The sequence below is a fragment of the Halomonas sp. genome (genome assembly GCF_052095765.1).
Classification (GTDB): Bacteria; Pseudomonadota; Gammaproteobacteria; order Pseudomonadales; family Halomonadaceae; genus Halomonas.
Map to the genome: position 1 here is coordinate 1 of NZ_JBQDJZ010000100.1, position 9102 is coordinate 9102.

Annotated in this window: 10 protein-coding genes and 2 pseudogenes; 9 read left to right on the forward strand and 3 right to left on the reverse strand. The window is 58.7% G+C overall.

What is annotated here, in order from left to right; all coding sequences use genetic code 11:
* Positions 1-210 (reverse strand): annotated as a pseudogene (locus tag ACTH3D_RS11395) (hypothetical protein); the annotation flags it as partial.
* 573 nt (positions 211-783) lie between these two features.
* On the opposite strand from ACTH3D_RS11395, the pseudogene ACTH3D_RS11400 reads away from it, so the two are divergent.
* Positions 784-897 (forward strand): annotated as a pseudogene (locus ACTH3D_RS11400) (helix-turn-helix domain-containing protein); the annotation flags it as partial.
* Positions 898-1050: 153 nt separating this feature from the next.
* Here ACTH3D_RS11400 and ACTH3D_RS11405 read toward each other — a convergent pair.
* Entirely contained in the window at positions 1051-1605 is a 555-nt protein-coding gene (locus ACTH3D_RS11405) for an NUDIX hydrolase (protein ID WP_441667236.1), read from the reverse strand.
* A 93-nt stretch (positions 1606-1698) separates the two neighbouring features.
* Here ACTH3D_RS11405 and ACTH3D_RS11410 point away from each other — a divergent pair, with 93 nt between their 5' ends.
* The 4 genes from ACTH3D_RS11410 (at position 1699) to ACTH3D_RS11425 (ending at position 3626) form a co-directional block, all read left to right on the forward strand.
* Positions 1699-2133 carry an NUDIX domain-containing protein gene (locus ACTH3D_RS11410; RefSeq protein ID WP_441667237.1) on the forward strand — a complete coding sequence of 145 codons (435 nt, stop codon included), beginning with the start codon at positions 1699-1701 and terminating at the stop codon, positions 2131-2133.
* Positions 2130-2318 carry a hypothetical protein gene (locus tag ACTH3D_RS11415; RefSeq protein WP_441667238.1) on the forward strand — a complete coding sequence of 63 codons (189 nt, stop codon included), beginning with the start codon at positions 2130-2132 and terminating at the stop codon, positions 2316-2318. Before ACTH3D_RS11410 ends, ACTH3D_RS11415 begins: the two co-directional genes overlap by 4 nt.
* The gene (locus ACTH3D_RS11420) at positions 2315-3019 is read left to right on the forward strand and encodes a 2OG-Fe(II) oxygenase (RefSeq protein WP_441667239.1); all 705 of its coding nucleotides are present in this window, start codon (positions 2315-2317) and stop codon (positions 3017-3019) included. Before ACTH3D_RS11415 ends, ACTH3D_RS11420 begins: the two co-directional genes overlap by 4 nt.
* Before the next feature lie 94 nt (positions 3020-3113).
* Positions 3114-3626: a LabA-like NYN domain-containing protein gene (locus ACTH3D_RS11425; RefSeq protein WP_441667240.1), complete on the forward strand. Its 513-nt coding sequence runs from the start codon at positions 3114-3116 to the stop codon at positions 3624-3626.
* Between the two features lie 81 nt (positions 3627-3707).
* Here ACTH3D_RS11425 and ACTH3D_RS11430 read toward each other — a convergent pair whose 3' ends face one another.
* Positions 3708-4403: an MgtC/SapB family protein gene (locus ACTH3D_RS11430; RefSeq protein WP_441667241.1), complete on the reverse strand. Its 696-nt coding sequence runs from the start codon at positions 4401-4403 to the stop codon at positions 3708-3710.
* Between the two features lie 302 nt (positions 4404-4705).
* Here ACTH3D_RS11430 and ACTH3D_RS11435 point away from each other — a divergent pair, with 302 nt between their 5' ends.
* The 4 genes from ACTH3D_RS11435 to ACTH3D_RS11450 all read left to right on the forward strand — a co-directional run.
* Positions 4706-5875, forward strand: a complete 1170-nt coding sequence (locus tag ACTH3D_RS11435) for an isovaleryl-CoA dehydrogenase (protein ID WP_441667242.1) — start codon at positions 4706-4708, stop codon at positions 5873-5875.
* A gap of 28 nt (positions 5876-5903) precedes the next feature.
* Positions 5904-7511, forward strand: coding sequence for a carboxyl transferase domain-containing protein (locus ACTH3D_RS11440; protein WP_441667243.1), 1608 nt, complete (start codon positions 5904-5906; stop codon positions 7509-7511).
* A gap of 10 nt (positions 7512-7521) precedes the next feature.
* Positions 7522-8358: an enoyl-CoA hydratase-related protein gene (locus ACTH3D_RS11445; protein ID WP_441667244.1), complete on the forward strand. Its 837-nt coding sequence runs from the start codon at positions 7522-7524 to the stop codon at positions 8356-8358.
* A partial coding sequence (locus ACTH3D_RS11450; protein WP_441667245.1) for a biotin carboxylase N-terminal domain-containing protein occupies positions 8355-9102 on the forward strand: 748 nt, incomplete at its 3' end. The genes ACTH3D_RS11445 and ACTH3D_RS11450, both read left to right, overlap by 4 nt.

The following is a 9102-nucleotide window of genomic DNA, read 5'->3' on the forward strand; positions in this document are numbered from 1 at the left end:
CCAGTGGGCCGCCTGTTCGATCAGGCCAAATCCACGTGAAGTGACGAAGAACCCAAATTCAGCAATTGCCTTTTCCGCTGCAGCATCCATTATGTGACTATTAATCCCCACTATTGCTCCTTGCTTGGCGAACTCCCATGCTGCCGCAAACCCGATTCCTTTGGTTGAACCAGTAACAAGAATCTTTTTATCTCTCAAATCATTAAACATGCCTGCTCCTTGAGCCCGTTAGATACGCAACAAATGGCGCGGGCGGGGCTAGCGATAGTTCCTCGCAACTGCCAGTTATTCACAACATAGCTGAGGGCCGACGGGCAGTCAAACAACTTTTTACAAATACTTTTTGAGTATACGTCATCCAGCTGATCCAGCAAGGAGCTGGACAACTCAGAGCACGAATGAAAAAACCAAAAAACAATGGATTTTTTATCTTTACTTACAGTAACTTACGAAGAGCCAGCTCATTTGAATATCAGGTGCTATGAGAAACATCACATACTGCCCAACAAAACAATCTCCGAAACCTACAAAACACAACCGAAAAAAGGCCCATGAATTTTTTTTGTAATTACTTGCAAACTTTCATCCCCCCAACGCCCCCCCTCAAGCAAGCGGTCCCTTGAAAAGCTACGCTTGCCAGTGACTTCATACGGCCAAGGCACTTTCTCTTGACTTTCTCTTGTACACACAGCCCGCTACATACCAAACCCTTGACCGCAGAATCCGAGTGCACACCTGCCTATTCCGCTATGGTGTTGCCCTATGTGATACGTCGAACTCAGCATCGAAGAACGCGCCACTATCCAGGTTAGCCCTGCCCAAGGCCTAAGCTTAAGGCACATTGCTCGGGTTCTTGAGTGGGCTCCCTCTACCATTTCTCGTGAAGTGCGCCGCAATCTGAATGATCAGATCGAGCTGGTCTGCAAGGACGAGCTGATTCACGCAGCAGCTGAGGCGCTAAAGGAGGCCCACCCCTATGAGGAGCCGGCCTTTGATGTGTGGCGTATCGAAAAATTTTAAGCTGTAAAGTACGCGTTTCAGAAACGCGCCTCAGCCTGCACCAGAGTGGCGCTCTCGGTCGGGGGTAATGTCACTGAGATGTAGCGGAAACTCTCCGCTCTCCCGGTCTTCGAAGAAGTGGCGCAGGGTGCGCTCAATGGTAGGAAAAGCCAGCTGACTCCAGGGAATCTCATCTTCCTCGAACAGCGCCACCTCCAGGCTTTCGGGCCCTGGTGCAAAACTGCCCTCAAGATCGGCGCGAAAAATCATGAACACCTGATTGATGTGAGGCAGGTTCACTAGCGTATAGAGCCCGTGAAGGCGGGTCTCAGCACAGGCTTCTTCGCGGGTTTCACGCGCCGCGGCCTGAGTGGTGGTTTCGCCGTTTTCCATGAATCCCGCAGGCAGCGTCCAGTACCCCTGACGCGGCGGGATTGCCCGTCGGCACAAGAGCACCCGACTACCGCTGATAGGCAAGGTGCCGGCGACGATGCGCGGATTCTGGTAGTGAATAGTGCTGCACGAATGGCACACATGGCGTGGACGGTCATCGCCCTCAGGAATGATCAGGCGAACCGTATGACCGCAATGGCTGCAATATTTCATGACATTCCCCGAACGACCTGCCGTACGACGCGCCTAACTTGACGGAGCTCACGGCAGTAGTGATAAATGGGTATCAAACTCAACGGAATCCCCATGTTAGAGAAACTCCGCGAGCGCCTGCAAGTCAATACCCCGACACGTCTGACGCTTGCCATGCCGGAAGCAGCGGTATTGATCCCCTTGGTGATGCATCCCGAGCCCACACTGCTGTTCACGCTGCGCGCTGCCCATCTGGCGACCCACAGTGGCCAGGTGGCCTTTCCGGGCGGCAAGCGCGAGACCAGCGACACTGACCTGCTGGCCACGGCGTTGCGCGAAAGCGAAGAGGAATTGCTCTGCCACCCTCTCAGGTTGAGGTACTGGGTCAGCTTTCTGACGTTATTTCACTGCATGGGATCAAGGTCACACCTTATGTCGGCATCGTTCCACCCGACCTTCCGTTACGCCCAGACCCCGGCGAAATCGCCTGTGTTTTCGAGGTGCCGCTCAGGCGCTTTCTGGAAGACCGCCGCGACCACACTGATGTGATATCGGTCAACGGCCGCCGCTATTATGTTCCCAGTTACCGCCAAGACGAGCACGTTATCTGGGGACTCTCTGCGATGATGCTGGTAGAGCTGCTGGCTGAAGGGTTCGATATGCCTATCAGCCTGTTTGAGCGCCCGCCGGGCCTGCTGCGCCATCATGCCGACCGCGGTCTTTTACCGCGATGAACGATACCCCCTTTCTGCTTCCCGAACACCGCCTGAACGAGCTGATCGACGCCTTGGTCGAACAGGGCTGGTACGTGGGCCGCGACTTTATTCCACAGACGCTGCACGCACCGCTGTTTGACGAAGTGATGCGCAAAGCCGAGCACGATGCCTTGACCGCTGCTGGCATCGGTCGCGGGCGTGATCATCACCGCCGGGGCGATATTCGCGGCGATGCCATTCAATGGCTGAATCGTGAGAGTCTGGCCCAGCGCCGCTACCTCGATGCCATGGGCGAGCTGCAGCTGGCGCTCAACAAAGCACTGTTTCTGGGTCTGTTCGAGTACGAGGCGCACTTTGCCTACTATCCCGCCGGGGCCTTCTACAAGCGCCACTTGGACAGCTTTCGTGGCCGCGCCAACCGCGTTATCTCTACCGTCAGTTACCTGAACTCGGACTGGCCCAGCGACGCAGGAGGTGAAATGGTAATCTTCGCTGAAGATACCGCTGATCACGCACCAGAGCGCTCTGGGCAGCCTGAGCGTCCCGAAAGGCAGCTTCAGGAACTTGCCCGAGTACGCCCTGAGGCGGGCACCTTTGCCTGCTTTTTATCCGACCAAGTGCCTCATGAAGTACTGCCCACACGCCAGCCACGGGCCAGCATTGCCGGCTGGTTCCGAGTCAACACCTCACTAGGCAACATCGTAGACCCTGCCCGGTAACACGATAAATAACACGAACAGGTACAACGATGAGCAAGCACTTCCCTGCCCAGCGACATACACTGTCTGTCGAATCCCGACTCCAGAAGATGATATGCCTGAACGTGTAAAAAACTCTGACAAACGTCCTGCAAAACATGTCGTGCTGCTAATTGATGTGCAGAACCTCTACTACACCGCACGCCAGAGCTATGGCAAACACATCGATTACAACGCTCTGTGGGCCATGGCGACCCAGGGGCGGCACGTTTCTAAGGCGCTTGCTTACGCCATCGACCGGGGTGACACGCGCCAGCGGCAGTTCCAGAACATCCTGCGCGGCATCGGCTTCGAGGTGCGTCTCAAGCCCTTCATCCAGCGCGCCGACGGCTCCGCCAAGGGCGACTGGGATGTGGGTATCACCCTTGACGCCATGCGTTACGCCAACAGTGCTGATGTGGTAGTGCTGGCCTCCGGTGACGGAGATTTCGCCATGCTGGCCGACGCCCTGCGCGATGAACATGGCGTAGAGGTTGAAGTCTATGGCGTGCCAGAGCTGACCGCTGGTGCACTGATGCAATCCGCCACCCGCTTCATACCGATTGAAGGCAGACTGCTGATGCGCTGACGGTCATCGCACCGCCAAAACAGATAGCCTGCAACCCACCCAGGTGGCACTCAACTGATAGTCAACGAACTCTCAAACAGATTAAGTGCCCGACGGCGACAGCCGATACTCCAGGATATTTTCCGAATTACGCAAATGAGCGGCCAACCTGGCCAGATTCTTCTTATCATGGGTCTGTATCACCATCTGATAACGAAAGACCGTACCTTTCTCGGTGAGCCGGTAGCTCATCGACTTCACCTCGAAACCATAGCCAGCAATCATCCCAAGCACACTGGCCTCGTCTTCCACCGCGTCGATGGGATAACTCAGCTCGTGATCGGCATACAACTCGCTAGGCAGTAGGTTTTCTATCCAGCGAAATAGTGACAGCGTCATCAAGGTAGCCACCGTGGCAATGACGGCTGGAAAGATAAACCCAACACCAAACAGGATGCCCAACGTTGAGGTCATCCAGATCGACGCCGCCGTGGTCAAGCCGTGCACGGTCAGCCCTTCCTTGAAGATTACCCCCGCCCCCAGAAAGCCGATGCCAGTCATAATGCCCTGGGCCATGCGTGTCGGGTCGGCACGAATCGCCGACTCAGGAAGGCTCATGTCCATCCACTGCGATTGGTGCGTTGACACCAGCATCAACAACGCCGACGCAGCGCATACTAGCGCATGGGTACGAAAGCCTGCCGGGCGCCCGTGAAAGCTACGCTCCAGCCCGATCAGGCTGCCCGCCAACCAGGCTGCTCCTAGGTAAAGCAATATCGTCAAGATATCGTCAGGCATGGCCAGTCTCCTCTACTGTCAATTGACCGCTCTTCTCACAGCAGGAAGGCAGAGCGGTTCACTCAAGTTTTCCCCTCCCCACTCAGAACCCTCGCCCTTTTTATCACGCGTATGGCATCCGGAGTCACAGCAAGTGGGCCAACGCACCCTATATATTCCTGGAGACAAACCGAAAACTTGCGGCATTAGTCGTACGTCTCGCAAGCTAACCTTTACGTTAACGTCAACCTGTTCTAGTCTTGGGTTATTAGCATCACCATCCTTTACTCAATCCGTACGCAGAACCATTCCGGGAGTTCGCCATGCACAGCCTCTACGCCCCCCTCGACTTCGGTCTCGATGAAACCCTCGTCATGCTGCGCGAGCAGGTGAACGCTTTCGCCCGTGACGAGATTGCACCGCGCGCTGCCGAGATCGACGAGAAAAACGAATTCCCCGAAGACCTGTGGCAGAAATTTGGCGATATGGGCCTGCTGGGTATCACTGTGCCAGAAGAAGACGGCGGCAGCGGCATGGGCTACCTCGCCCATTGTATCGCCCTGGAAGAAATCTCCCGCGCCAGTGCATCGGTGGGCCTGTCTTACGGCGCGCACTCCAACCTGTGCGTTAATCAGATCAAGCTCAACGCCACCGCCGAACAGAAAGCCAAGTACCTCCCTAAGCTGATCAGCGGCGAACATGTCGGCGCATTGGCGATGTCCGAGCCGGGCGCAGGCTCTGATGTGGTGTCCATGCGCCTCAAGGCAGAAAAGCGCGGCGACCACTACATCCTCAACGGCAATAAGATGTGGATCACCAACGGCCCAGAAGCCAGCACCCTGGTAGTTTACGCCAAGACCGACCCCGACGCCGGTTCCAAGGGCATCACCGCCTTCATTATCGAGAAAGGCTTCAAAGGTTTTTCTACCGCCCAGAAGCTCGACAAGCTCGGCATGCGCGGCTCCAATACCTGCGAGCTGGTCTTCGAGGATTGCGAAGTGCCGGCAGAAAACGTGCTGGGCGAGGTCAACCGCGGTGTGCGCGTACTGATGAGCGGGCTGGACTTCGAGCGCACTGTGCTGGCTGCTGGCCCCATTGGCATCATGCAGGCCGCTATGGATATCGTGGTGCCCTACGTTCACGAGCGTAAGCAGTTCAACCAGTCGATCGGTGAATTTCAGCTGGTACAGGGCAAGATTGCCGATATGTACACCACCTTGAACGCCTGCCGTGCCTACCTGTATACCGCTGCAGCGGCCTGTGATCGCGGCAATGCCTCGCGCAAGGATGCCGCCGGCGTGATCCTGTACTGCGCTGAAAAAGCCACCCAGGTGGCGCTGGATGCCATCCAACTGCTGGGCGGCAACGGCTATATCAACGAATACCCCACCGGACGCCTGCTGCGCGATGCCAAGCTGTATGAAATCGGTGCTGGCACCAGTGAAGTGCGCCGCATGCTGATTGGCCGCGAAATCTTCAACGAATCAAAATAAGCCTAACGCCTGTGTCCCGGAGGGATAAATGAGCATCCTGCAAACCCAGATCAACCCGCGTGCCGAGGACTTTCAGGCTCGCGATGCGGCCATGCGCAGCGAAGTCGGCAAGCTGCGTGAGCTAACTGCTGCAATCAGCAAGGGCGGCGGCGAGAAGTCCCGCGCGCGTCACGAATCGCGCGGCAAACTGTTCGTGCGCGACCGTATTGACCACCTGCTCGATGAAGGCTCGCCCTTCCTCGAATTTTCCGCCCTGGCTGCCCACGAGATGTACGACGACCCGATCCCCGCTGCCGGCCTGATCACCGGTATTGGCCGGGTATCTGGGGTCGAATGCGTGATCGTCGCCAACGATGCCACCGTCAAGGGCGGCACGTATTTCCCGATGACCGTAAAGAAGCATCTGCGCGCCCAGGAAATCGCCCGCAAGCATCGCTTGCCGTGCATCTACCTGGTCGACTCCGGCGGTGCCTTCCTGCCGCGTCAGGATGAGGTCTTCCCGGATCGCGACCACTTCGGCCGCATCTTCTACAATCAGGCCACGCTGTCTTCCGAGGGCATCCCGCAGATCGCCGTGGTAATGGGTTCCTGCACCGCTGGCGGTGCCTATGTGCCAGCCATGGCCGACGAGTCGATCATCGTCAAGGAACAGGGCACGATATTTCTCGGCGGCCCGCCGCTGGTGAAGGCTGCCACGGGCGAGTCGATCAGCGCTGAGGATTTGGGCGGTGCCGACGTGCACACCAGGATCAGCGGTGTGGCGGACCACTACGCCGAAAACGACGCCCACGCCCTGCAGCTGGCACGCGCCTGTGTATCGCGGCTGAACTGGCAGAAGCGGGGCCAGCTGGCCATGGTCGAGACCAAGCCACCCCGTCTTGATCCCAGCGAGATTTACGGCATCGTCGGCACCGATCTCAAGAAGCCGTTCGATGTGCGCGAAATCATCGGCCGCATCGTCGACGACTCCGCCTTTGACGAGTTCAAGCGCTACTACGGTGACACCCTGGTTACCGGCTTTGCGCACATTCACGGTCATCCGGTGGGCATTATTGCCAACAACGGCGTGCTGTTCTCCGAGTCTGCCGTCAAGGGCGCGCACTTCATCGAGCTGTGCGCCCAACGCAAGATCCCACTGGTATTTCTACAGAACATCACCGGCTTCATGGTCGGTTCCAAATACGAACACGAAGGTATCGCCAAGCACGGTGCCAAACTGGTTACCGCCGTGGCCTGTGCCAAGGTACCCAAGTTCACCGTGCTGATCGGCGGCAGCTTCGGTGCCGGCAACTACGGCATGTGTGGCCGCGCCTTCGATCCCAACCTGCTGTTCATGTGGCCCAACGCCCGCATCTCGGTGATGGGGGGTGAACAGGCTGCCGGTGTGCTGGGGCAGGTCAAGCGCGAACAGATCGAGCGCGACGGCAAGGAGTGGACTGCCGAAGAAGAAGACGCCTTCAAGCAGCCCACCCGCGATCAATACGAGCATCAGGGCCACCCATATTACGCCAGCGCCCGCTTGTGGGACGACGGCGTGATCGACCCCGCTCAGACCCGTTCCGTACTCGGCCTGTCGCTGGCCACCGCCATGAACGCTGAAATCGAAGACACGCGCTTTGGCGTGTTCCGGATGTAAGGGGAGCGCCATGACAACCACAACGTTTTCCCAACTCGACATCGACGCCCGTGGCGTCGCCTGGCTGACCCTCAAGCGCCCTGAAGTCCACAATGCCTTCGATGACAGCCTGATCGCCGAGCTCAATGCCCACCTGGCGCAAGTGCGTGAGGCCGCCGAGCGCGGCAAAGTCCGCGCCATGGTACTGGGCTCCGATGGCAAGAGCTTTTCTGCCGGGGCTGACCTGGGCTGGATGAAGCGCATGGTCGAATACGACTTCGACGGCAACCTGGCCGACTCCCGCGAGCTATCGCGGCTGATGCACCAGCTGGACACCCTGCCCTGCCCAACACTATGCCGCGTGCAAGGTGCTGCCTTTGGTGGCGCCGTGGGCTTGGCGGCCTGCTGCGATATCGTGATTGCCTCAGACAAGGCCAAGTTCTGTCTGTCAGAAGTGCGCATTGGCCTGTCACCCGCGGTGATCAGCTCCTATGTGCAGCGCGCACTTGGCGAGCGCCAGATGCGCCGCTATGCGCTGACCGCCGAAGTGATGAACGCCGCCACCGCAGAAAGACTCGGCCTGGTTCATCAACTGGTCGAAGCGGATACTGAGCATCACGCGCTGAACTCAGCCGTTGATGCCATGCTCGACACCCTGCTGGGCACTTCACCCCAGGCCAGCTTCGCCACCAAGGCGCTGCTTGCCGAGGTCGCCCGCGAGCCAGACAGTGACGCCACTCGCGAACACTGCTGCCAGGTGATCAGCAAGCTGCGCGTCAGCGCCGAAGGCCAGGAAGGCCTTGGCAGCTTCTTTGAAAAACGCCGCCCGGCCTGGGCGCCTTCTACCAACACGGAGCGCAACTCATGACCCGGACGCCTGCTTCCAACGCCCAGCGCTTCGATACGCTGCTGATCGCCAACCGTGGCGAAATCGCCTGTCGCATCATGCGGACCGCCCGCGCCATGGGCCTGCGTACTGTGGCCGTTTATTCTGACGCCGATACCAATGCTCGCCATGTGCGCGAGGCCGACGAAGCCGTGCGCATCGGCCCGGCCGCCGCCCGCGAGAGCTACCTGGATGTATCAGCAGTCATCGATGCTGCTCAGCGCACCGGTGCCGGCGCTGTTCATCCCGGCTATGGTTTCCTGTCAGAAAACGGCGCCTTCGTCGAAGCGCTGGACGCTGCCGGCATCACCTTTGTCGGCCCGCCCGCCTCGGCGATTGCCGCCATGGGCGACAAGTCCGCCGCCAAAGTACGCATGGACAACGCCGGCGTACCGCTGGTGCCGGGCTACCACGGCGACGACCAGAGCGACGACCTGCTGCGCCGCGAGGCTGACAGCATCGGCTACCCGGTGCTGCTCAAGGCCAGCGCCGGCGGTGGCGGCAAGGGCATGCGGGTGGTGGAATCTGCCGACGAGTTTCAGGCCATGCTAGACGGCTGTCGTCGCGAGTCTCGCGCCGCCTTTAACGACGATCGCATGCTGATCGAGAAGTACCTGACCCAGCCGCGCCACGTTGAAGTGCAGGTGTTCTGTGACAGCCATGGCAACGGCGTCTATCTGTTCGAGCGCGACTGCAGCGTGCAGCGCCGCCACCAGAAAGTGCTGG